16 protein-coding genes are annotated in these 21,195 nt (G+C 67.7%); 7 read left to right on the top strand and 9 right to left on the bottom strand.

The genetic code is table 11. The features are described 5' to 3' along the window. Positions 1-94 precede the first annotated feature (94 nt). Together pyrF and FHS47_RS01010 are read left to right on the top strand one after the other, a co-directional pair. Positions 95-907, top strand: coding sequence for an orotidine-5'-phosphate decarboxylase (gene pyrF / locus FHS47_RS01015; RefSeq protein WP_167021951.1), 813 nt, complete (start codon positions 95-97; stop codon positions 905-907). 121 nt (positions 908-1,028) lie between these two features. Next, on the top strand, positions 1,029-1,412 hold the full coding sequence (locus FHS47_RS01010) for a DNA-binding protein (protein ID WP_167021949.1): 384 nt from the start codon (positions 1,029-1,031) through the stop codon (positions 1,410-1,412). 15 nt (positions 1,413-1,427) lie between these two features. Here the strand turns inward: FHS47_RS01010 and def are convergent, their stop codons facing one another. Then, on the bottom strand, positions 1,428-1,964 hold the full coding sequence (gene def / locus FHS47_RS01005; protein ID WP_167021948.1) for a peptide deformylase: 537 nt from the start codon (positions 1,962-1,964) through the stop codon (positions 1,428-1,430). Positions 1,965-2,157: 193 nt separating this feature from the next. Here def and FHS47_RS01000 point away from each other — a divergent pair, with 193 nt between their 5' ends. Together FHS47_RS01000 and FHS47_RS00995 are read left to right on the top strand one after the other, a co-directional pair. Then, positions 2,158-4,233: a carbon starvation CstA family protein gene (locus FHS47_RS01000; protein WP_167021946.1), complete on the top strand. Its 2,076-nt coding sequence runs from the start codon at positions 2,158-2,160 to the stop codon at positions 4,231-4,233. 9 nt (positions 4,234-4,242) lie between these two features. Then, the gene (locus tag FHS47_RS00995) at positions 4,243-4,446 is read left to right on the top strand and encodes a YbdD/YjiX family protein (protein ID WP_167021944.1); all 204 of its coding nucleotides are present in this window, start codon (positions 4,243-4,245) and stop codon (positions 4,444-4,446) included. A 1,113-nt stretch (positions 4,447-5,559) separates the two neighbouring features. On the opposite strand, the gene FHS47_RS00990 is transcribed toward FHS47_RS00995, so the two are convergent. After that, on the bottom strand, positions 5,560-6,270 hold the full coding sequence (locus tag FHS47_RS00990) for a FadR/GntR family transcriptional regulator (protein ID WP_167021942.1): 711 nt from the start codon (positions 6,268-6,270) through the stop codon (positions 5,560-5,562). A 128-nt stretch (positions 6,271-6,398) separates the two neighbouring features. Between FHS47_RS00990 and FHS47_RS00985 the strand changes: the two genes are divergently transcribed. Further along, on the top strand, positions 6,399-7,538 hold the full coding sequence (locus tag FHS47_RS00985; protein ID WP_167021940.1) for an aldose epimerase family protein: 1,140 nt from the start codon (positions 6,399-6,401) through the stop codon (positions 7,536-7,538). A 15-nt stretch (positions 7,539-7,553) separates the two neighbouring features. Here the strand turns inward: FHS47_RS00985 and FHS47_RS00980 are convergent, their stop codons facing one another. From FHS47_RS00980 to xerD, 5 genes are all read right to left on the bottom strand, one after another. After that, a complete protein-coding gene (locus FHS47_RS00980; RefSeq protein WP_167021939.1) occupies positions 7,554-8,456 on the bottom strand; it encodes a DMT family transporter in 903 nt (300 codons plus the stop codon). After that, positions 8,453-9,307, bottom strand: a complete 855-nt coding sequence (locus FHS47_RS00975; RefSeq protein WP_208381720.1) for a glycosyltransferase family 2 protein — start codon at positions 9,305-9,307, stop codon at positions 8,453-8,455. The genes FHS47_RS00980 and FHS47_RS00975 overlap by 4 nt, the downstream gene beginning before the upstream one ends. Before the next feature lie 33 nt (positions 9,308-9,340). Then, on the bottom strand, positions 9,341-13,204 hold the full coding sequence (gene purL, locus FHS47_RS00970; RefSeq protein WP_167021935.1) for a phosphoribosylformylglycinamidine synthase: 3,864 nt from the start codon (positions 13,202-13,204) through the stop codon (positions 9,341-9,343). A 194-nt stretch (positions 13,205-13,398) separates the two neighbouring features. Beyond that, positions 13,399-14,151: a DsbC family protein gene (locus FHS47_RS00965; protein WP_167021933.1), complete on the bottom strand. Its 753-nt coding sequence runs from the start codon at positions 14,149-14,151 to the stop codon at positions 13,399-13,401. A gap of 86 nt (positions 14,152-14,237) precedes the next feature. Next, a complete protein-coding gene (xerD, locus tag FHS47_RS00960) occupies positions 14,238-15,140 on the bottom strand; it encodes a site-specific tyrosine recombinase XerD (protein ID WP_167021932.1) in 903 nt (300 codons plus the stop codon). Positions 15,141-15,246: 106 nt separating this feature from the next. Between xerD and FHS47_RS00955 the strand changes: the two genes are divergently transcribed. Continuing rightward, on the top strand, positions 15,247-15,735 hold the full coding sequence (locus FHS47_RS00955) for an RDD family protein (RefSeq protein WP_167021930.1): 489 nt from the start codon (positions 15,247-15,249) through the stop codon (positions 15,733-15,735). Positions 15,736-15,737: 2 nt separating this feature from the next. On the opposite strand, the gene FHS47_RS00950 is transcribed toward FHS47_RS00955, so the two are convergent. Continuing rightward, on the bottom strand, positions 15,738-17,735 hold the full coding sequence (locus FHS47_RS00950; protein WP_167021928.1) for a hypothetical protein: 1,998 nt from the start codon (positions 17,733-17,735) through the stop codon (positions 15,738-15,740). Between the two features lie 63 nt (positions 17,736-17,798). Further along, the gene (locus FHS47_RS00945; protein ID WP_167021927.1) at positions 17,799-18,800 is read right to left on the bottom strand and encodes a hypothetical protein; all 1,002 of its coding nucleotides are present in this window, start codon (positions 18,798-18,800) and stop codon (positions 17,799-17,801) included. A gap of 305 nt (positions 18,801-19,105) precedes the next feature. Between FHS47_RS00945 and fusA the strand changes: the two genes are divergently transcribed. Further along, entirely contained in the window at positions 19,106-21,145 is a 2,040-nt protein-coding gene (gene fusA / locus FHS47_RS00940) for an elongation factor G (RefSeq protein WP_167021925.1), read from the top strand. Positions 21,146-21,195: the final 50 nt, after the last annotated feature.

The following is a 21,195-nucleotide window of genomic DNA, read 5'->3' as shown; positions in this document are numbered from 1 at the left end:
CGCGGCAGTATGGCGTCCTGGCCCGCTGCCGCGGGATCGCCGCTGAAGCGGCTCCCACAGATCCGCTCCACGTCGCGGCAGAGGAATGCTCCCCATGAACTTCATGACCGCCCTCAAGGACGCCTGGCGCCGCAATGACTCGCTCGTATGCGTCGGCCTGGATCCGGAACCCGGCCGGTTGCCCGCGGGCCTCTCCGGCACCGAGGGCATCTTCACTTTCTGCCGCGACATCGTCGACGCCACGGCAGGCCAGGTCTGCGCCTACAAGCCACAGATCGCCCACTTCGCCGCGCAGCGCGCCGAAGACGTTCTGGAACGGCTGATCGCATACATCCACGAGACGCACCCGGGCATTCCCGTCATCCTCGACGCGAAACGCGGCGACATCGGTTCCACGGCGAAGCATTACGCTGCCGAAGCCTTCGATCGCTACGATGCCGACGCCGTCACCCTGAATCCTTACCTCGGGCACGATTCCATCGCCCCCTTCCTCGAGCGCGCCGACAAGGGTGCGATCCTCCTGTGCCGTACCTCCAACCCGGGCGGCAAGGATTTCCAAGCACTCGACTGCGGGGGGCAGCCACTCTATCTGCGTGTGGCGGAAACCATCGCGCGCGAGTGGAACGGCCACGGAAACTGCGCCCTGGTCACCGGCGCCACCTGGCCGGAAGAACTCGGCCGCGTGCGCGGGGTGGTCGGCGACATGCCGCTTCTGGTTCCCGGGATCGGCGCCCAGGGCGGCGACGTCGCCGCGGTCATGGCGAACGGCCGCACTCGCGACGGCACCGGCCTCATGATTTCCTCCTCGCGCGCGATCCTTTACGCTGATTCGGGCGTGAACTTTGCCGAACACGCCCATCGCGCGGCAGAAGAAATGAGAAAATTCGTCAACTCCTTCCGCCTTTAATGAGCAAAATCAAAGGCAGTCGCAAATTGGACGAGTTGGCAACTGGAAAAGCGTCACGCTCCCGCTCCGCGCTATGAACAATACCCGGACCGTAGCGCCTAAGCGTTCCATCGGAGTTGTCATGTCCCCTACCAACCGAGGTTTTTCCCAACGTCTTCATGTCGCGCTGGACATGGCCGGCGTGAAGAAAGGCCGCGGCCGCATTACGCAGCTGGCCGACCTTTTCGACGTCAGCAGGGAAACCGCAAGGAAGTGGCTAAGCGATCTCGGCCTTCCGGAACTGGAACGCCAGATCGACATGGCGGTCCGTTTCGGCGTCAATTTCGAATGGCTGGCCACCGGCCGCGGCGCACCTAGCGGCGCCACCGGCGTACGCGAAAGCCCCGCCCTCTACCGTGCCGATTCCCGCGAGCAGCTGCGTCTTGTCGGTCTCGTGAGCCGCATGCCGAAGGAGCGCCGCAAGGCCCTCCTGGTGATCATCGAAGCCCTGGCCGACGCCGAATAACCGCCCCGGCCCGGGTCAGTCGTCGCCGATGTCTTCCCCCGGGAACAACACATCGGTGAAGCCGAACCGGCTGAAGTCGGTAATGCGCGAGGGATACAGGCGCCCGATCAGGTGGTCGCACTCGTGCTGCACCACGCGTGCGTGGAAGCCCTCGGCCTCCCGGTCGATGAGGTTGCCTTCCGGGTCGAAGCCGCGGTAGCGGATCAGCGAATAGCGGTTCACCACGCCCCGCAGGCCCGGCACGGAGAGGCACCCCTCCCATCCTTCCTCCATGTCCTGGGAGAGGGGTGTGATGTCGGGATTGAGCAGGATCGTACGCGGTACGGGCGGTGCATCCGGATACCGCTCGCTGCTGTCGAAGCCGAAGATCACCAGTTGCAGGTCCACCCCGATCTGCGGCGCGGCCAGACCGACGCCGCCGGCGTCGACCATGGTGTCGAACATGTCCGCGATCAGCTCGTCGAGTTCGGCCGAGCCGAACATCGCATCGGGCACGGGCTGGGCGATGCGCAAAAGGCGCTCGTCGCCCATCTTCAGAATCTCGCGAATCATGCGTTTTCCGGGGAGTGGGGATACCCCCAGCATGGCGCCGGACGGCCTCGGGCTCAACCCTCGGCCGGCGTCAGAAGCGCGGTCGGTGCGTTTCGCCATTCGACCAATGGCTAATGCCCCTGAACCCTCGCGGTCATTGACCCCCAGGGCGACGGGGACGACCCTTGGAGCATCCGCAAGGGGAGCTCCAACCATGCAAAGCGCCATTCCCAAACCCAGCCCGGCCGGCAAGATCCTCTGGGCCGCCATCGCCATCGTCGGAGCCTGGTGCCTCGGCGTCGTCGCCCTGCGACGAGGCGAGCCGATCAATGCCATCTGGCTGGTCACCGCATCCATTGCGGTTTTCCTCATCGGCTACCGCTTCTACAGCCGCATGATCGCCACACGGGTGTTGCAGCTCGACCCCTCGCGCGCCACGCCGTCGGTCCTTCGCAACGACGGCCTGGACTACGTGCCCACCGACCGCTGGGTGGTGTTCGGCCATCATTTCGCGGCCATCGCCGGCGCCGGCCCGCTCGTCGGCCCCGTGCTGGCCGCGCAGATGGGCTACCTCCCCGGCACCCTCTGGATCCTCGTCGGCGTGGTATTCGCCGGCGCGGTACAGGATTTCATGATTCTCGGTCTCTCGCTGCGCCGCGACGGACGCTCCCTCGGGCACATGCTGCGCGAGGAACTGGGCGAGGTACCCGGCGTCATCGCCATGGTGGGCGTCCTCGTCCTCATGATGATCGTGCTGGCCGTGCTGGCACTGGTCGTCGTCAAGGCGCTCACCCATAGCCCCTGGGGCACCTTCACCGTCGCCGCCACGATTCCCATCGCCTTGCTGATGGGCGTGTACCTGCGCTTCGTCCGCCCCGGGCGCATCCTCGAAGTGTCGATCATCGGCCTCATCCTGCTGCTGGCCTCCATCTGGTACGGGAAGACGGTCAACGACACGCCGGCCCTCGCCGCCCTCTTCGACTTCGACGCCAAGGCCCTCGCCTGGCTGCTGATCGGCTACGGCTTCTTCGCCTCCGTGCTTCCCGTGTGGCTGCTGCTTGCGCCGCGCGATTACCTGTCCACCTTCCTCAAGATCGGCACCATCGCCCTGCTCGCCCTGGCGATCTTCCTCGCCGCCCCGACCCTGCAGATGCCCGCGATCACGAAGTTCATCGACGGCACCGGCCCGGTGTTCGCCGGCAACCTGTTCCCGTTCCTCTTCATCACCATCGCCTGCGGCGCGGTCTCCGGGTGGCATTCCATCATCGCCTCGGGCACCACACCGAAGCTGCTCGCCAACGAAGGCGAAGCGCGGCTGGTCGGTTACGGCGGCATGCTGATGGAGGCCTTCGTGGCGATCATGGCCCTGATCGCCGCGGCCTCGCTGCACCCGGGCGTGTACTTCGCGATGAACTCGCCGGGTGCACTGGTCGGCACCACGGCCGAACAGGCCGCACAGACGATCAGCAGCTGGGGCTTCCTCGTCACTCCGGCGGAGCTGACCGACACCGCGCGCAATATCGGCGAAGGCACCATCCTCGGTCGCGCCGGCGGCGCTCCCACCCTGGCGGTGGGCATGGCCCAACTGCTCCACGGCATCATGCCGGGCGAGGGCATGATGGCGCTGTGGTACCACTACGCCATCCTGTTCGAAGCCCTGTTCATCCTGACCACGGTCGACGCCGGTACGCGCGTGGGCCGCTTCATGATCCAGGAACTGGCGGGCATGGCCTGGGCCCCGTTGAAGCAAACGGAATCCTGGGTGGGCAACATCGTGGCCACCGTGATCTGCGTTGGCTTGTGGGGCTACTTCCTGTACCAGGGGGCAGTCGATCCGCTGGGCGGCATCAACACCTTGTGGCCTCTGTTCGGCATCGCCAACCAGATGCTGGCGGCCATCGCGCTGATGCTGGCGACGGTGGTTACCGTAAAACTGAAGCGCCAGCGCTATGTGCTCGTGCCGGCCGTTCCGGCCGTCTGGCTGGTGGTGTGCACGCTTACAGCAGGCTGGCAAAAGATCTTCGACGCGAAGATCAGCTTCACCGCGGCGGCGCAGAAATACGCGGACGCAATGGCATCCGGCAAGCTGCTCGCACCGGCGAAGTCGATGGACGAAATGCAGCGGATCATCACCAACAACCGCGTGGACATGGCCCTCACGGCGCTGTTCATGCTGCTGGTCCTGACCATGCTGTTCTTCTCGCTTCGCTCCATCGTCCGCGCATGGCGCGCCACGCACCCGACCGCGCACGAGGAACCCTACGTCGCGCTGTCGAGCGTGGCGCAGTAAGGAGGCCATATGAACACGAACGCATCGGCACCCCGGTCGTTCTGGCAACGGGCGGTGCAAACCGCCCGCCTCTGCTGCGGCGTGCCGGACTACGACGTCTATGTGAAGCACCTGCGCGAGCACCATCCGGAACGTCCCGTACCGAGTTACGGGGAGTTCTTCCGCGAGCGGCAGGAAGCCAGGTATCGCGGCACCGGCGGGCGCTGCTGCTGAGGTCCCGAGGCGGCGCCTGCGTATGTGGGTGCCGCCGTTGATTGTGTTATGTGGTCGCTTCGTAGGGCTGGCTCGCCTTCGGCCTCGCTCGCGGGGCCTGTGCCGTGGCTTGGGAGCCAGTACCCGTTCCCCTCGCCGCGAAGACTTACGTCGTTCCTTGCGAAAGGAGAGCCGCTGCGCGGCTCAATGTCTTATGGCTTCGCCGCGGCGGACCCGGGCGTCCGGGCGGGGGTTTCCGACTCGGCTTCCTGCCTCGGCGGAAACGGCGGGCCGTCCAGGCCGGCCCCCTTCGGGCCTCTTCCGCCCGGCCACCCTCGACTCCAGACATCGCGGCGCGGGGAACGGGTACTGGCAGCGGACGGTGCGGGTTGGTATTGGGAGAGCCGGAGCACGAGCCGATGGTTTGCTTTCGTCCCTTGCCGACCGGGGCGCTGGGTGCCTGCTTTCGCAGGCACGACGGTAGGTGGTGACGCTGCGATACCGTCGCGTCGCGCTCATGTGGGAGCCGCTTCAGCGGCGATGGGTGCTCGCGGCAAGCTTGCCCGCTGCCGCAGGATCGCCGGCATAGCCGGCTCCCACAGAGAGCAACGCGCTCCTACACAACACGCGAGAGACTCTCAACCACCGTCGTGCCTGCGAAGGCAGGCACCCAGCGACTTGAGCGCGGACGGTCGCCACAGACCGAACAAACGACGCCGCGCCACGCACTACACAACACACCACCGCACCGTCCGATGCCGGCAGCCGTCGCCCTCGCCGCGATGTCTGGAGTCGAGGGCGTGCGGATGGAAAAGGCCCGTCAGGGGGCGGGCCTGGACGGCCCGCCGTTTCCGCCGAGGCAGGAAGCCGAGTCGGAAACCCCCGCCCGGACGCCCGGGTCCGCCGCGGCGAAGCCATAAGACACTAGCCGCGCAGCGGCTCTCCTGTCGCAAGGAACGACGTAAGTCTTCGCGGCGAGGGCGACGGCTGCCGGCTTCCAGGCCACGGAACGGGCGCCAACAGCGAGGCCGAAGGCGAGCCAGCCCTACGAAGCGGCCACGCACCACGACCGCGGCGGAGAAGCCGCTAAAAGCATGAACTCGCGTCAGTGAGTTATCCGATTCCCCTATGCCGCTACTTCCGACGGCGCGACTTGCGCATGTTGGCGCGGGAATCCTCGATCATCGTGTGCATCGCAGCCGCGGCTTCGTTCGGGCGGCGGCGGCGGATCGCTTCGTACACCGCACGATGGTGCGGAAGCGAATACTTGAAGTTCTTCGCCGTGCGCGCCGACATCACGAAGAACGTGCCCAGGGCCGTTTCGATCACCGAAAACAGCGAACTGAGCAGTTCGTTGTTCGTTGCCAGCAGCACCGCCTGGTGGAAATGGAGGTCGGCCTCCGCCCACTCGTCCAGCGTCTGCGCATCCTCCATCGCTGCCAGAGCCTCGCGAATCGCTTCCAACTGCGCCGGCTCCCGACGCCGCGCCGCGGTCATCACCGCCGCCGGTTCCACGATCTCGCGCATTTCCACCAGCTTCTCCACGAAGTCGTCCGTGGGAAGCGAGGCGCAACGCCAGCCCAGCACGTCTGCATCCAGGTGATTCCAATAGCGCGAGTCGCGCACGCGCATGCCGGTCTTCTGGCGCGTTTCGATCAGCCCCTTCGCCGCCAGCACCTTCAAGGCCTCGCGCAGCACGGTGCGGCTCACCGCCAACTCGTTCGCGAGTTGCGCCTCGCCCGGCAGCGGATCGCCCGGCTGGAACACGCCACCCACGATCGACTCGCCCAGGTTCTCCACCACCTGCGTGTGCAGGTTCCGGCTACTCCCTTTCCTCGATGTCATCTCATCCTCCCCCAGAGACTTCCCAACCCATCCTACCGGAGCGCGGGGACGGGCATTGACGCGGCGCAGCTTGTCAATTGTCCAACAAATATGATCTGGTCCCCAAGTCCATTTGAAGGGAGATACCCATGACGAAGATCGGGACGAGCCTCGCGGCCGCCATGCTGCTGGCCGCCGGCACGGGCGTGCATGCCGGGGAGGCCAGCAAAGCCTCGTTCGGCCAGACGCCCGACGGCAAGGAAGTGACCGTGGTCACGCTGACGAACGGCCACGGGATGACGGCGAAAGTCCTTTCCCTCGGCGCCGCCCTGTATGCGCTCGACGTTCCCGACCGCAACGGCAAGCCCGGCGACATCGTGCTCGGGTACCCCGACCTGAAAGGCACATTCGCCAAGCCGCAGTATTTCGGCGATACGGTAGGGCGCTATGCCAACCGCATCGCCAAGGGCCGCTTCACCCTCGACGGCAAGGCGTATTCGGTTCCGGTGAACGACGGTCCGAACTCGCTGCACGGCGGCAAGGTCGGGTTCGACAAGGTCGTGTGGACGGTGGACAAGGTGGAATCCGGTGCGCGCCCCAGCGTCACCCTCACTTATGTGAGCCCGGATGGCGACCAGGGTTACCCCGGCAAGCTTACCGCCACCGCCACCTACACCATCGACGACAAGAACGAACTGACGATCGAGTACACCGCCACGACGGATGCACCGACCATCGTCAACATCACCAACCATACGTACTGGAACCTCGCGGGCGAAGGCTCGGGCAGCGTGATGGACCAGCGGCTCATGATCGCAGGCGATGCCTATCTGCCCACCGACGCCACGGCCATCCCCACCGGAGAAATCCGTAACGTGGCCGGCACCGTCTTCGACTTTCGCAAGGCCAAGCCCATCGGCCGCGACATCCGCGACGCGAAGGAGCAGCAGCTCGTGTTCGGTCGCGGGTACGACCATAACTGGGTCATTTCGCGGAAAGAAGCGGCGCAGCCGCGCGAAGTGGCACGCGTGAGCGATCCGAAGAGCGGCCGCGTGCTTTCCCTGTGGTCGGCGCAACCCGGCCTGCAGTTCTACTCCGGCAACTTCCTCGACGGCACCACCTCGGGCAAGTCCGGCGGCATCTATCGTCAGGGCGATGCGTTCGCGCTGGAACCGCAGTTGTTCCCCGATACGCCCAATCAGCCGGCCTTCGGTTCGGCACGACTCGCACCGGGGCAGACCTACCGGAACGTCATGGTCTACAAGTTCACGACCACCAAGGAACGGTAGGAGCGCGCCCGGCCTTCATACCTCGTGGTGCAGCGCTTCCGTCGGCTTTCCGCGGCGGAAGCGCGGCGCCAGTTCCACCATGTACATGGCGGCGAGTACGAGCCCGCCACCGGCCAGCATGCGTCCGGTGAGCACGTCGACACCGAGCAGCACGGCGAAACCCGCCGCGAACACCGGCTCGGCGGTCATCACGATGGCCGCGCGCGTGGCGGGCATGTGCGCCTGCGCCCAGGTCTGCACCAGCATGGCGAGCGCACCGGCGACAAGGGCCATGTAAAGCACCGCCACCCACGCTTTCCCGTCGGGCGGCAACGCCGGACCGCCGTGCGGCAGCGTGATCGCCAGGAATACCGCTGCGATGCCAAGCATCTGGATGGCGGACATGCCGAAGGCGTCGCCGGATTTCGACCAGTGCCCGAGCCCGACGATGTGCAGCGCGTACAACGCGGCCGATGCCAGTGTCAGCAACACACCGGCGTCGACCTCGAATCCGTTCAAGGCGAGCACGCCGAGGCCGAGCGTGGCGACGAGCACGGCGAGCCAGGTAGTCCACGGCATGCGCTGGCGGAACAGCAGCAGGGAGAGGATCGGCGTGATCACCACATACATGCCGGTGACGAAGCCGCTGACGCTGGGGGACGTGCGGGCCAGGCCTTCCGTCTGCAACCACTGCGCCAAGCCGTAGAGCACGCCCAGCCCCAGGCCTCGCAGCAACTGCGAGCGCGGCAGCCGCAGCAGCGGGAGCGCGAAGAGGACGAGCATCGCTACCGCGGCGATGACGAAGCGCACGGCGAGGAAGTCGGCAACCGGCATCCGGCCCACCACGTCCTTGATGAGGGCGAAGGTGGAACCCCAGATGGCGGTGACGGCAAGCAGGCCTAGCGTGGCGAGGCCACTCCCGCGCGCTGTCCCGCTCATCGGCGTTTACGCAGAAGCTGACCCGGGATCTTCACGAGGAAGTGCGCCCAGATGCCGAGCCACACCGCGATGCGCACCAGAGGATGGCGTGCGGCCGGATCGTGCCTGCGAAACCAGAGGTACATGCTGCGGTGCTTGTGTCGGCTGACGAACACGGGCCGATGCCGGCTCGAACCGCCCTTTCCGTGGAGCACGCGCACGTCGCCGGCCAACAGCACCTTGTAGCCCGCGTCGCGCGCGCGGCGGCACAGATCCATGTCTTCGCAGTGCAGGAAGAAGGTTTCGTCGAAACCGTGCAGGCGCTCGAAGACGCTGCGCGGCATGAGCACGATGGCACCGGAAACGATCTCCACGGCTTCCGCACCCTCCGGCATCGGGCCGCGAATGTCGATGCCGGCGTCGCCGCCATGCCCGAGCTTGGTCGCGAGCGAGCGGCGCAGCAGGGGGTCGCGTCGGCGCGACGCCGGATCGGGGTTGCCTTCGGCGTCGCAGACCACGGCGCCGACGATGCCGGTATGTGCATCGATATGCGCCGCCATGCGGCGAATCGTGTCCGGCGCCACGAGGCAATCCGGATTGAGCACCAGCAGCCGTTCCCCACGCGCCTGGGCCGCGCCGCGGTTCACGGCGGGACCGAAACCGAGGTTGGCGCGGTTGTACACCACGCGCACGCGATCGTCGTCCGCGCAGGCGCGGTCGATCGCTTCGGGCACGCCGTCGGTGGAACCGTTGTCGACGACGATCACCTCGACCGGTACATCGCTCGCGAGCACGTGTTCCACGCATTCGCGCGTGAAGGGCCCGCTGTCCGCGAGCACGATGACGACGCTGGTGAGAGGCGTGGCTTCCATGGCCTCAGGCGGCATAGACCCTGGCGGAGCGCATCAGCCGACCCACACGCGCGCATTGCGGAACATGCGCATCCACGGGGAGTCTTCGCCCCACTGCTCCGGATGCCAGCTCAACTGCGCAGTGCGGAACACGCGCTCGGGGTGCGGCATCATGATCGTGACGCGGCCGTCGGCGGCGGTGAAGGCAGCCAGGCCACCCGGGGAACCATTCGGGTTCAACGGATAGCTTTCCGTGGGCTTGCCGCGGTTGTCGACGAAGCGCGCCGCGGCGTGGCTCTTCGACGGGCTGCACGCCATCGGGAAATGCACCCGGCCCTCGCCGTGCGCCACCGCGACGGGAATGCGCGAGCCGCCCATGCCGCGGAAGAAGATGCTGCCCGAGTCCAGGATCTCGAGCGTGGCCACACGCGCCTCGTATTGCTCCGACTGGTTGCGCAGGAACTGCGGCCAATGCTTCGCGTCGGGGATGATGTCCTTCAAGCCGGACATCATCTGGCAACCGTTGCACACGCCGAGGGCGAAGCGCGTGCCGTCCTCGAAGAAGCGGGCGAACTGTTCGCGCAGCGCGTCGTTGTACAGGATGGACGTGGCCCATCCGCGTCCCGCGCCGAGCACGTCGCCATACGAGAACCCGCCGCAGGCGGCCAGGCCGATGAAGTCCTTGAGGTGGTGCCGGCCGGTGGCCAGGTCGGTCATGTGCACATCGACGGCATCGAAACCGGCACGATGGAAGGCGGCCGCCATTTCGACCTGACCGTTGACGCCCTGCTCGCGCAGGATCGCCACACGGGGACGCACGCCGGTAGCGATATACGGTGCGGCGATGTCCTCCGCCGGATCGAAGACGAGCTTCGGCGAGATGCCGGGGTCGGCATCGTCGAGGCGCCACTCGTTTTCCTGGTCGGCGCTGTGCGGGTTGTCGCGCAGGCGCTGCATGGCATAGCTGGTTTCGTTCCAGGCGCGGAACAGTTCCGTCCAGTTCCACTTGAACGCGGGTTCGCCGGCGAGGTACAGCTTGATGCCGAGCTTTTCCTTCGGACGGCCCACGTTGTGCGTGAGACCGGCAAGGTTGTGCTTGACGAGCAGCTGCTCGAAGGCTTCGCGATTCGCCGAGGCCACCTGCACGACGGCGCCCAGTTCCTCGTTGAACAAGGCGCGCAGCGTCGCGTCGGCCCAGCCGTCGAGGCGCAGTTCCAGCCCGCAGTGGCCCGCGAACGCCATTTCCAGCAGCGTAACGATGACGCCGCCGTCGGAGCGGTCGTGGTACGCGAGGAGCAGCCCGGCGCGATTGGCTTCCTGGATCAGTTCGAACATCGCGCGCAGGCGCTTGGGATCGTCGAGGTCGGGCGGCACGCCGCCGCCGCGGTTGAAGACCTGCGTGAGCGCGGATCCGCCGAGACGGTCGCGGCCGGCGCCGAGGTCGATCAGCCACAGGTCGGTGTCGCCGCGATCGAGCTTCAACTGCGGCGTGAGCGTGCGGCGCACGTCGTCGACACGCGCGAAGCCGGTAATCACCAGCGATACCGGCGATACCGTCTTCTGCGCCTTGCCGTTCTCGTCGGTCCACACCGTCTGCATGGACAGCGAGTCCTTGCCGACGGGAATGGAGATATCGAGCGACGGGCATAGTTCCATGCCGACGGCCTTGACGGCATCGAACAGCGCGGCGTCTTCGCCCGCATGATTCACCGCGGCCATCCAGTTCGCGGACAGGCGTACCTCGTCGAGCTTCATGGACGCGGCGGCGAGGTTGGTGATGGCTTCGCCCACCGCCATGCGCGCGGCATCGGCACTGGAGAGCAGCGCGACGGGGGCGCGCTCCGCCATGGCCATGGCTTCCCCGGTGTAGCCGTCGAAATCGGTCATGGTGACCGCAACGTCGGCCACGGGCACCTGCCACGGGCCCACCATCGGATCGCGTGCATTGAGCCCGCCGACCGTACGGTCGCCGATGGTGATGAGGAAGTTCTTGCTGCCGACCGCGGGCAGGCGCAGCACGCGCATCAGCGCTTCGTCCATGCCGATGCCGGTAAGGTCGGCGACGAGGTCGACGCGCGGCTTCACACGCTTTGCATCGCGGTGCATGCGCGGCGGCTTGCCGAACAGCACGTCCATGCTCAGATCGATCACGGTGAGATCGCGGCGCGGATCGCGCACGATGAGGCGTGGCTCCCCGGTGGCTTCGCCGACCACGGCGAAGGGGCAGCGCTCGCGCACGCAGAAGGATTCGAAGAGCTCGAGGTCTTCGCCGCCGATGGCGAGCACGTAGCGTTCCTGCGACTCGTTGCTCCACACCTGCATGGGCGAGAGGTTCGGGTCGTCCGAGGGGAGCTTCGACAGGTCGATGACACCGCCGACGCCCGCGTCGTTGAGGATCTCGGGAATGGCGTTGGATACACCGCCCGCGCCCACGTCGTGGATGCTGACGATGGGATTGCGGTCGCCACGTGCCCAGCATGCGTCGATCACCTGCTGGCAGCGGCGTTCCATTTCCGGGTTGTCGCGCTGCACCGAGGCGAAGTCGAGTTCCGCGCTGGACGTGCCGGACGCCACGGAGGACGCCGCGCCGCCGCCCAGCCCGATGAGCATGGCGGGACCGCCGAGCACGATCACCTTGTCGCCCGGACGAACCTTACGCTTCTGCACGTGCCCCGGACGAATGGCGGCCAGGCCACCAGCGATCATGATCGGCTTGTCGTAACCGCGCCGCACGCCCTTGTCGCCCGTTTCCTGCTCGAAAGTGCGGAAATAGCCGCCCAGGGCCGGACGGCCGAATTCATTGTTGAATGCCGCGGCACCGAGCGGGCCATCGCGCATGATCTCGAACGCGGAGGCCATGCGCGGCGGAAGCGGGCGCTCCTTTTCCCACGGACGCGGCAGCCCGGGAATGCGCAGATGGGACACGGAGAAACCGGTAAGGCCGGCCTTTGGCTTGCCGCCGCGACCCGTCGCGCCCTCGTCGCGGATTTCGCCGCCCGCGCCGGTGGCGGCACCGGGCCACGGAGCGATCGCCGTCGGATGGTTGTGCGTTTCCACCTTGATGGCGTACGGCGCCGCTTCGGCCACGGTGCGGAACACGCCGTCTTCCGGATCCACGAACAGGCGGTTGCCCTCGTAGCCTTCGATGACCGCCGCGTTGTCGTGATAGGCCGACAACGTGTGTGCCGGCGACTTCTGGTGCGTGTTCTTGATCATGCCGAACAGCGACGAGTCCTGTTCGGCGCCGTCGAGCGTCCAGGTGGCGTTGAACACCTTGTGCCGGCAGTGCTCGGAATTCGCCTGCGCGAACATCATGAGTTCGGCATCGGTAGGCGCGCGGCCCATCTCGGCGTAGCGCGCGGCGAGGTAGTCGATCTCGTCGTCTGCCAGCGCGAGGCCGAGCTCGGCGTTGGCGGCGGACAATGCCGCACGAGGATCCGCGCCCAGTTCGATGCGCCCGAGCGGACCGGGTTCACCGGCGAGGAAAAGTCCGGCGGCCTGTTCCAGCGCGTGAAGCGGCGACTGCACCATCGGATCGCAGAAAGCGGTCATGACGGCGGCGTACGCCGGATGGTCGTCGGCGGGCATGCCGGTGACCCGCCACGCCGTGCCGCGTTCCACGCGGCGCACGTCGAAACCCGCGCCGTGAAGGATGTCGGTGGCCTTGCTGGACCACGGCGAGATGGTGCCCAGGCGCGGCACGATCCAGAACGTGGCGTCCTCGGGGGTGCCCCCTTTCGCTTCCAGCACCGCAAGGAGGCGCGCACGCGCGTCACCTTCGGGCACGTGGTCGGCGTCGACGAAGTAGGTGAACCAGGCGGCCTGCACGCGCGTACCGTGATGCAAGGCATCCAGGTGGGCGTTCAGTCGTTCGAGGCGAAAAGGCGAGAGGGCGCTCTGCCCGTCGAGTGCGATCATGCGGGGGGAAAGGCGCAGAAGGAAAACGCCTATTCTACATGATGTTGCGCGGCAGCATCCGGGCGAGGGACGGAAGGCCCCGGGACGCCTGTGGGAGCCGCTTCAGCGGCGATGGGTGCTCGCGGCCAGGATGCCCGCTGCCGCGGGATCGCCGGCATAGCCGGCTCCCACAGGGGCCGGCTCCATTGGCAGGATCAGCCGCCGCGGCCCACCGTGCCCGCCGGGGCCTCCAGTGCCTTCAGCAGCTGGGCCGGGGTGACGTAGCCGCCCACGACGTCGCCGTTCTCGGTGACGATGGTGGGGGTGCCGTTCACGCCCAGGCGCTCACCCAGTTCGAAATCGTCCTTCACCGGGTTGGCGCAGGTGGCCGCCTTGGGCGTGGCGCCCTTCATGGCCTCGTTGAAGGCGTTCTTGCGGTCGGCACTGCACCAGACCGACACGGCCTTGGTGTAGGACGGGGTGTCGTTGCCCGCCGTGGTCTTGATGCCTTCCCGCGGCCAGAACACATATTCGACCGCGATGCCCTGCTTGTTGAATTCGTCGATGTGCGCGTGCAGCTGGCGGCAGAAGCCGCAGTCGACGTCCGTGAAGACCGTGACGGTGTGCTTCGGGTTGGCCGGCGCGTAGATGAGGCGCTGCGACGCCGGCACCTTCGCCAGGGCCGCCTTGCGTGTGGCAGCCCAGCTGGCCGCGCTGAGGTCGGTTTTCGCCTTGAGGTCGATCAGGTTGCCGTTGAGCATGTAGCGCCCGTCGGCGCTGACGTAGACCATGCGACCCGAGGCCACCACCTGGTAGAAGCCCTCCATGGGCGCGGGCGCAATGCTGTCGACCTTGATGCCGGGCCCAAGGGCTTCGACGGCGTCGCGCACGGTTTTTTCGTTGTCGGCCGCGCAGGCCGTCATGGCGAACGCGCCAGCGAAGAGCGCCGGCAGGATTTTCTTCAACATCGGTACCACTCCATATGCCACCGGGGGAAACACGGCATCGATTGGATCACGATCGCCGCGTTCGGTTCCCCCGATTGTGGCACGCCTCAGCCCCGCGGGTGGTGCTGGGCGTGAAGGCGCTTCAGCCCCTCCTTGGCCACGAGCGTGTAGATCTGGGTGGTACTGAGGGCGCTGTGCCCGAGGAGCATCTGCAAGGCGCGCAGGTCGGCTCCGTGGTTGAGCAGGTGCGTGGCGAAGGAATGTCTCAAGACATGCGGCGAAACCCGGCTCGCCGGTATGCCCACCTGCACGGCGTAGCGCTTCACCAGGGTCCAGAACATCTGCCGGCTCATGGCGTCGCCGCGCCGCGACAGGAACAGGGCCAACGGTTGCCCGTGCCCCGCGGCCAGTTGCGGACGCGCGTCGCGCAGGTAGGTTTCCACGTGCGCCAGGGCCTCCTCGCCCACTGGCACCAGACGATCCTTGCCGCCCTTGCCGGTGATGCGAAGGACCCCTTGCCGAGTGTTCAGGCCGGCGAGCGGAAGGTCGACCAGTTCCGAAACGCGCAAGCCGGACGAGTACATCAATTCAAGCATCGCGCGGTCGCGCATGCCCAGCGGCGTGCCGACATCGGGCGCGACGATCAGCGCTTCCACCTCCCGTTCGGCCAGCGCCTTGGGAAGGCTGCGAGGCATGCGCGGACGCTGCATCAGCAGGGTGGGATCCTCGCGCTTGCCTTCGTCGCGCGCGAGTTGCGCATAGAAGCGCCGGAACGCCGACTGGCGCCGGGCCATGCTCCGCACGGACACGGGCTGGCTACCGTGGTACGCGGAAAGATCGTCGCGGCCGGCCGTGGCCAGCGTGCGCCCTCGCGTGGACAGCCAGCGCGCGAGCTGCTGCAAGTCGCGGCGATAGGCTTCGAGCGTGCGATCGGCAAGACCGTCCTCGGCCCAGATGCGCTCGATGAAACGCTCGATGAGGCGGGCGTCGTCGGATTCGATGTCGGACATGAGGCGATCGTCTCACGTCCGCACGGTCACCCTCAAAGCGGCGTCGGGAAGAAGATTCGCCGTGCGCAGGACATAATGGCCCGATGGCCATGACGCGACTGCCCGCATGAACCTCCCCGATTCGCCCGCGCCGGCGTGGCGCCGCCTGGCCGCCGTCGTCTACGACGCTCTCGCCGTGGTCGCCATCGTCATGGTGGTCGGGCTCCTGGCCCAGTTCGCCACGGGCGGCACATTGTTCGACACGCAGGGCCACCTGCTAGCGTGGTGGTACCAGCCGCTGCAGGGTGCGGTCGTGGGCGCCTACTTCCTCGTTTCCTGGGTGCGCGGCGGACAGACACTCGGCATGCGCCCATGGCGGATCAGGGTGACGACTGCCGACGGCACGCCGGTGACGTGGGCACGCGGCGCCATCCGCCTCGCGGTCGGGGCGCTGCCGCTCGGGCTGCTGACGCTCTACCCGTTCGTGTCGCTGAAGATCGCGCTCTGGGCGCCTGCCGCAGGCTGGGCCGTGCTGCTCCTTCCCGCGTTCATCGACCGCCGCCGCCGTGGACTCCACGACATGGCGGCCGGTACCGAGATCCGCCGCCTACCCTGAGGCTAGTGCGAGAACTGGTCGCTTGCCGGAACCCATGAGCCGGAGTTCACGGAAGGCGCCGGCACGTTGATCTTGATCGACGCCTCGCACCCCGGCGGCAGCGGGCCGCCGGTGACTCGTGCCGTCGCGCACAGCGCCGTGTTGTCCAGCGCGACCGGAGCGGCGGCGACCGTCGTGCTGTTGGCGGGCGGAAGGTTCTCGGCCAGCGGCTTGGCGGGGGCCATGGTCTGCACCTTCGCCAGCGCTTCCTGGCTGGCGGGTTTCGCCTGCACGTCTTCCGAGCAGCCGAAGGTCAGGAGGGAAATGGCTTCCTTCATCGCGCCGCCCGCGTTGCCCGGGCCCGCCGTGCAGTTGAGCCTGACGCCACGCGGCAGCGAGATCGTGCTGCGCACCGTCGTCGCCTCTACGCCGTGACGGACGGCCGTGTCGACGGAGGATTCCCCCTTCGGTGTCCAGGCGCCCTCGAAACGCGTGGCCTTGTAGTCGATATGCACGCGCGCGCCGGATTGCGGCACGAGGTTGCCGCGCGGTTTCAGCTCCACATAGGCACCGGCCACCTGGCCGGTCTTGTCGCCCTGCCCGCCCACGACGCCGTCGTCGCGCTGCGATGTGCCATTCGCGCCGGTGAGGCGCTGGCCCTCGTCCACGCCGTTGACCGCGCCCGGCGTGCCGGTGGCGGCGGTGGCGCCCGGTGTGTTCGAGCCCGAGGCTTCCGCCGTGGTCTGCCCCGGAACGAGGGGCTGGGCCGGGGGCCCCTTCGCTTCGCCGGCGGCACGTGCCGCATCCGCCTTGCCCTGCTCCGCCACGGTCTGCGCCTTGGATTCACCCGCAGCCACATCGCCGGGTGCCTGCCCCGGCGGTTGCGGCGCGGTGTCGACGCCGGCCACGGGCCGCTGCATGTCGCCAGGCGTGACGGCCGGCGCCTGGACGACGGGGCGTACTTCGTCCGTGACAGGCGCGGACACCGTGGGTTTCGCCGTGGCGTCAGGAAGGGGCACCGCTTCGAGATCCGCGGTGGCCTCGACGGCGGGTGCGTGGATGGGTTCGACCGACACCTTCGGAGGTACCGGCCGGGCATCGATGGCGAGGTCGGGCTTTGGCGCCGTCGGCTCGGGCGCGATCGCCGGCAACGGGGCGTCCTGCGGCGTCGGGGGAGCGGACGATGTTTCCACCTCGGGACGCGGCACCGTCGCCAACGTCATCGCGGTGGTAGGCACCGGCGCGGTGCGCTCGGCCGTGATCGTCGGCGGCGTGGGCGTGACGGCCATCTGCGCGGCGGGCGTCTCGGGCAGGGCCAGCGAGGCGGGCGGAGGCATGGGGGCCGTGCCTTCGGCCTGCGCCCGGCGCACCGGCTCGGGCTGAAAGCGGGGCGGCACTACCGTCGGCTTCGGCGTATCCACCGCCAGATCGGGCGGCGCGGGCGTCGGCACCGGCACCTTCTCGAGTTCCGGCTGGGGCGGCGGCGCCTTCGGCTGGCTCAGCGGCCGCTCCGCGACGGCAACGACGCTCGGCGGAGGCGCGCTCAGCTTCACGTCCGGCTTCACCTGGGGCGGTTGCGCGGCGGGCACGGCAATGGCGGGAAGGGGCTTGGCGGCGGACGCCACGGCGGCGGCGCGGGAACCGCTCGATGCGCGGCTGGCCTTCGAATGCGCGGTATTCCAGCGCGTCTTCGCGACCGGCGCCCTCGACGGCGTGCCGCGTACCGGCGGCACGGGCGGCGGCGGCTTGTCGATGAGGCGCACCAGCAATGCGTTTTCGTCCGGCTGCTCGGGGGGCGGCGGCAATACCTCGTACGCGGGGCCCAGGATCATGCCGAACAGGAAAAGCAGGTGGACGACGATGGTGCCCACCCAGCCGAACACGCGCAGCAGGCGGTCGCGCGGCCTCTCGCGCAAGCGACGGCGGTACACCAGCGCACGCATGGCCGCTTCGCGCGGCGACACCGGCAGCGAATTCGCGGCGATCGGGCGGTCGCTGTCCGGTTGGTAGGTCTTGGGCATGGGCGGTTAGTGTCCACGCTGCGGCCGGCGCGCACAATCGTCACGCGCGTCGCGAACGCGAAGCTACTTGCCCGTGCGCCGCTCGCGTTCGGCGTTCTCCTGGTCCATCGCCTTCAGCGGAGTGTCGGAGGCGCAACCCTGCGGCAAGGGCTTGTCGGCCCGGAAGGCGGCGATGCACTCCGCCTCCGTGGGGGGCGTCGGCTGACCGGGCAGGTCCTTCACCGGCGGATTCGCCGGCGCCATATTGAGGCGAACGTCGCCGTCCTTCGCGGCGGCCTTCGAGGGGTCTTCCCCACCGCAACCCACGGGCAGCACGAAGAAGACCGTGGCGCACTTCACGCGCACGCCGTGCCCGAGGTCGATCGTCTTCTTCACCGTCGTGGTTTCCATCGCCCGGCGAAGCCCCTTGTTGAGCGCGTTTTCGTCCCGCGGCGCCCAATCTTTCTCGAACCGCGTCTGTGTGTAAGTCACCGTGGTCTTGTGGGACATGATGCCGCTGTCGTCCGTCGGCTTGCGCGCGACGAAATCGGCCTGGGTCGTTCCTTCCGCACCCTTCTTCGGCATGACGATGCTTCCGTCGGCCCCGAACAACACGGGGCGCCTGGCCTGCGCGTCGGGGGCCGGCGCGGGGGGCTGCGGTGCGGCCTCGGTGGAGGCGCGTGGGCGCGGCGGCTCGGGACGGGTCGCCTCCGGCGAACGAACCTTCGGCGGCGGTTCCGGGGCCGGTGGCGGTGGCGCTACCGCCGGCGGAGGACGGCGTGCCGGTTCGATGAAACGCACCTCGAGCACGTCCTCGCGATCGAACACCGGCGCATAGCCGATCGGGGGCCTCGGCTCCATCTCATAGCGCACCACCAGCACGAGACCGATGTGCAGGACGATGGCGGCCACCATCGCCAGTATCCGCAGCGCGCGCTCGCGCGGCGGCGGTCGCCGGCCGATGTCGTGCAGCGCGGCAAGCGTGGCGGCGTCGATCGGCGCAAGACCGGGCGCGCGCGGCGAATCCTCCGGCTGCAGCCGGTGGGGTTCGACGAACGGCGGTGGCGCCTTGCCGGGATATTGCACGCTGCGGTGATCCTGTAGCCCGCATTGGAAAGTCGAACAGCATAGCGGCGGTCCGCTAAACCCAGCGTAAGCCCCCGGGCTCAGACCATGGCAGCCGCAGAAGATTCCCGACCCACTTGATTCCCGAGGCGGGAAGGAGAACGCTTGGGCCCGGGCACACGCCCCAACCACCGCCATGACCGTCCGAAGCCCGGACGACCGTGACGGCCCGCCATCGTCACGCCGGGGAGGTGTGCGAGAAGGCGACGCCGATCATGACGCCGCGTTCCCCCGCGCCGCCCCTTCCACAAGAGGAGGGTCGCATCGTGTCGCCATCCACGGAACGTATCCGCAGCCTGGCCCTCGCCGGCCACGCCGGCGCAGGCAAGACCACGTTGTTCGAAGCCATGCTCCACGCCGGCGGCGCACTCACCGGCATGGGCAGCGTCGAACGCGGCACCACCGTTTCAGATACCGATCCCATGGAAAAGGCCCGAGGCCACTCCATCGACGCATCGGTAGCATCCATCGAGCGCAACGGCTTTCGCATCCATCTCATCGACACACCCGGCTATGCCGACTTTCGCGGCCCCGCCCTGGCCGCGATGGATGCCGCGGATACGGTGGCCATCGTGGTCAACGCCGCCAACGGCATCGAACACGGCACCCGCAGCATGATGGCGCACGCCAAAGAGCGAGGCCTCGCGCGCATCGTCATCGTCAACCGCATCGACGCCGACGGCGTGGACCTGCCGGCACTCGTGGACGCGTTGCGCGAGGAATTCGGCAACGAATGCATGCCGCTCAACCTGCCCGCGTCGAAAGGCCGTTCGGTTCGTGACGCCTTCTTCCAGACAGCCGGGGACACCGACTTCTCCTCCCCTGGCGAAGCCCACCAGCGAATCGTCGATCAGGTCGTGGAGATCGACGACGAGGTCATGGAGCACTATCTGGAAGCGGGGGAATCCTCTCTTACCGCTGCGGAAATGCGCGACGCCCTCGAACATTCCCTGCGCGACGGCCACTTGATACCCATCGCGTTCGCCAGTGCGCGCGAAGGCGTCGGCGTCGCCGAATTGCTCGACCTGGTGGAACGCATCCTCCCCTGCCCGAGCGAAACGAATCCGCCGCCGTTCCGCGATGCCGACGACGCGCCGTTCGCGGTTACCGCCGACCCGGAAATGCACGTGGTCGCGGACGTCTTCAAGATCGTCAACGACCCTTTCGTCGGCAAGCTCGGCGTGTTCCGCGTATGGCAGGGCACCGTGCGCAAGGACTCGCAACTCCTGGTCGACGACGGACGCAAGCCGTTCAAGGTCGCGCACCTGTTCCGCCTGAAGGGACGCGACCATGTGGAAGTGGACGAAGCGCTGCCGGGCGACATCGCTGCCGTGGCGAAGATCGAGGACATCCATTTCGACGCCGTGCTGCATGATGCGGCGGATGAGGGCCGCATCCACCTGGAATCGGCCTCCTTTCCGATGCCGATGTATGGCCTCGCCGTGGAACCGGCGCACAAGGGCCAGGAACAGAAGCTGTCGCAGGCCCTGGCGAAGCTGGCGGAGGAAGACCCCTGCTTCCGCGTCGAGCACCACAAGGAACTGAACGAGACCGTGGTGCGCGGCCTGTCGGACCTGCACCTGAAGCTGATGCTCGAGCGCATGAAGTCGCGCTACGACGTCGATGTCGTCACGCGTCCCCCGCGCATCGCCTATCGCGAGACGATCGCCGCGGGCGCGGAAGGCCACCACCGGCACAAGAAGCAGACGGGCGGCGCAGGTCAGTTCGGTGAAGTGTTCCTTCGCGTGGAACCGCTGGATCGTGGCAGCGGCTTCGTATTCGACGACGAAACGAAAGGGGGCGTGATCCCCGGGCAGTTCATGCCGGCCATCGAGAAGGGCGTGCGTCAGGCGCTCGACGCGGGCGCGATCGCGGGGTATCCCATCCAGGATGTACGCGTGATCGTTTACGACGGCAAGCACCATCCTGTGGATTCCAAGGAAGTGGCCTTCATCAGTGCCGGGCGCAAGGCCTTCCTCGACGCCGTGTCGCGCGCCCGCCCGCAGGTACTGGAGCCTGTAGTGGACCTGGAGGTGTCGATTCCCGACCACTACGTGGGCGACGTCACCGGTGGCCTGGCGTCGAAACGCGCGCAGATCATGGGTACGGACTCGCTACGTGGCGGGGAAACATTGATCAAGGCCCGCGTTCCGCTGGCGGAACTCGTCGACTATCCCACGCAGCTCAAGGCGATGACGGGCGGCCTGGGGCGCTATGCAATGCAGTTCAGCCACTACGACCCGGTGCCGCCCGGCGTGCAGAAGCGATTGGCCGAGGCGTGGAAGCCGAAGGCGGACGAAGATTGACTGTGGGAGCCGCCATGGCGACGAGGCACGTGCCGCACCGCTGGTACTTG

It is taken from the genome of Luteibacter sp. SG786 (assembly GCF_011759605.1).
In the GTDB taxonomy this organism is placed as follows: Bacteria; Pseudomonadota; Gammaproteobacteria; order Xanthomonadales; family Rhodanobacteraceae; genus Luteibacter.
Note: the sequence above shows the minus strand (reverse complement) of the source record. Positions and strands in the feature narration are given on the sequence as shown.

Excerpts from the sequence above, each read along its gene's own strand:
- purL (WP_167021935.1), bottom strand. The coding sequence starts at position 13,204 with ATGATCGCACTCGACGGGCAGAGCGCCCTCTCGCCTTTTCGCCTCGAA.
- FHS47_RS00980 (WP_167021939.1), bottom strand. The coding sequence starts at position 8,456 with ATGAGCGGGACAGCGCGCGGGAGTGGCCTCGCCACGCTAGGCCTGCTT.
- FHS47_RS00975 (WP_208381720.1), bottom strand. The coding sequence starts at position 9,307 with ATGGAAGCCACGCCTCTCACCAGCGTCGTCATCGTGCTCGCGGACAGC.
- FHS47_RS00950 (WP_167021928.1), bottom strand. The coding sequence starts at position 17,735 with ATGCCCAAGACCTACCAACCGGACAGCGACCGCCCGATCGCCGCGAAT.
- FHS47_RS00965 (WP_167021933.1), bottom strand. The coding sequence starts at position 14,151 with ATGTTGAAGAAAATCCTGCCGGCGCTCTTCGCTGGCGCGTTCGCCATG.
- FHS47_RS00985 (WP_167021940.1), top strand. The coding sequence starts at position 6,399 with ATGACGAAGATCGGGACGAGCCTCGCGGCCGCCATGCTGCTGGCCGCC.
- def (WP_167021948.1), bottom strand. The coding sequence starts at position 1,964 with ATGATTCGCGAGATTCTGAAGATGGGCGACGAGCGCCTTTTGCGCATC.
- xerD (WP_167021932.1), bottom strand. The coding sequence starts at position 15,140 with ATGTCCGACATCGAATCCGACGACGCCCGCCTCATCGAGCGTTTCATC.
- FHS47_RS00955 (WP_167021930.1), top strand. The coding sequence starts at position 15,247 with ATGAACCTCCCCGATTCGCCCGCGCCGGCGTGGCGCCGCCTGGCCGCC.
- FHS47_RS01010 (WP_167021949.1), top strand. The coding sequence starts at position 1,029 with ATGTCCCCTACCAACCGAGGTTTTTCCCAACGTCTTCATGTCGCGCTG.
- FHS47_RS00990 (WP_167021942.1), bottom strand. The coding sequence starts at position 6,270 with ATGACATCGAGGAAAGGGAGTAGCCGGAACCTGCACACGCAGGTGGTG.
- pyrF (WP_167021951.1), top strand. The coding sequence starts at position 95 with ATGAACTTCATGACCGCCCTCAAGGACGCCTGGCGCCGCAATGACTCG.
- FHS47_RS00995 (WP_167021944.1), top strand. The coding sequence starts at position 4,243 with ATGAACACGAACGCATCGGCACCCCGGTCGTTCTGGCAACGGGCGGTG.
- FHS47_RS01000 (WP_167021946.1), top strand. The coding sequence starts at position 2,158 with ATGCAAAGCGCCATTCCCAAACCCAGCCCGGCCGGCAAGATCCTCTGG.